The sequence below is a fragment of the Bartonella sp. CL63NXGY genome, assembly GCF_042194905.1.
Classification (GTDB): domain Bacteria; phylum Pseudomonadota; class Alphaproteobacteria; order Rhizobiales; family Rhizobiaceae; genus Bartonella.
Window position 1 is genome coordinate 1 of the sequence record NZ_JBHINK010000165.1, and the last position, 521, is coordinate 521.

Below are 521 nucleotides of genomic sequence, written 5' to 3' on the forward strand. Positions count from 1 at the left end.
AATTTCTTTGGCTTCCCATGCCTTTGCAGAAATACCCGTAAAGTCTAACGCCAGTTCAACAATACGATATCCACCGCCTAGTTCAGTGGTACGGTACCATGTTGCTTGACTGTTTCGTGCGTTGTTGAGCCAAACCAAACCGTCGGTTCGTGTGTCAGAGGGCTTAAGATTTACCCCCCCCAGATTTGAATTCAGGTCGTCAATCAAACTGCTGTGTTGTTCGTCCCAGTTTGGTTGACCGGGAACCATTTTATCTTTACTAAAGTCCATCTCTATCTTTCCTTTCTGTTAGTTATTAGTTGCTGGTGTTGCTGTTGGCTTTGGTAACAAATCTTTGAAGTTTGCTACAAAGTCGTTAGCAACATCGAATTTCTTGACAGTCGCATTCTTGAATTCAAATGTGATTGTGAAAATTCCGCTGTAGACGTATGCGAATGAGTAGCCAAATGAAGCGTCTGGGTCATGCATATCCAGATCGTCCATGAAATTATGGATATTGTCTGGACTGATGAACAGTTCGA

General features: G+C 42.8%; 2 protein-coding genes. Both read right to left on the reverse strand.

Translation table 11 applies throughout. The features are described from left to right. A partial coding sequence (locus tag ACFIK0_RS09935; protein WP_375663992.1) for a hypothetical protein occupies nt 1–270 on the reverse strand: 270 nt, incomplete at its 3' end. A gap of 18 nt (nt 271–288) precedes the next feature. Continuing rightward, nucleotides 289–521, reverse strand: a 233-nt coding sequence (locus ACFIK0_RS09940; RefSeq protein ID WP_375663993.1) for a hypothetical protein, incomplete at its 5' end; no start/stop codon positions are given.